The following is a 781-nucleotide window of genomic DNA, read 5'->3' on the forward strand; positions in this document are numbered from 1 at the left end:
TGGAATCCATCTTTCCTTATGTGGTGTACAACCCTGATGGCACCGTACAAGGGATGACAGCCGATATCGTTCTACAAAGCTGTGAAATTTTGGATTTAAACTGTGTGATCATCAGTGAGCCTAACGAAAGTTGGGAGTCGATGTATCGCCAGTTTATGAAAGGTGAATTTGATATTTTGGCACCATTAACGGTGAGCAGAGAACGGCATGAATTCAGCTATTTTCCAAGACCACACTATTCACCAGCTTCAGTGATGGTCAAGCGATTGGGTTACAAGCCAAACACCTATTCCCATGTGTCACAATTGATCTCTGAAAGAATCGGTGTAGTCAAAGACGATTTCTTCGATCAAATGATGACTCAGCTTTTACCGTTGAAAGAGCTTGAGCGTTTTAACACGCAGCACGATCTTATTGAAGCATTGCTTAAAGGGGAGGTGGATTACATCCCGATGGATACGGCAATGCTCAACCATTTCCTTCGTTTGAGCGAGCTTGTGCCCATCGAACAAGATACCGCGATAGGGGAGTTTTACAGTTCGCAGTTGTCTATCGGCCTCGTCGCGAATGAACGCGGTGCAATGTTAGCGCCATATTTTAGCCGCGCGATCGCGATGTTGGGCGTTGACAAAATTGTGGCTCAATACGACTTGCGTCCAGATTGGCGCACGGCGTTAGAGTATGAGGTGCGATTGGCAACACAAACCCAAGCGGTATTTCTATTCGTACTTGTATTGGCAATTTGTGTTTCTCTCTATCTGTATCGTCAATCCAACACCGA

General features: G+C 45.5%; 1 protein-coding gene. It reads left to right on the forward strand.

The window, feature by feature from the left end:
* Positions 1–781 (forward strand): substrate-binding periplasmic protein (locus tag R7Z50_RS26640; RefSeq protein WP_318149633.1); only part of this gene is annotated, 781 nt, incomplete at both ends.

Source organism: Vibrio sp. 1249-1 (genome assembly GCF_033340495.1).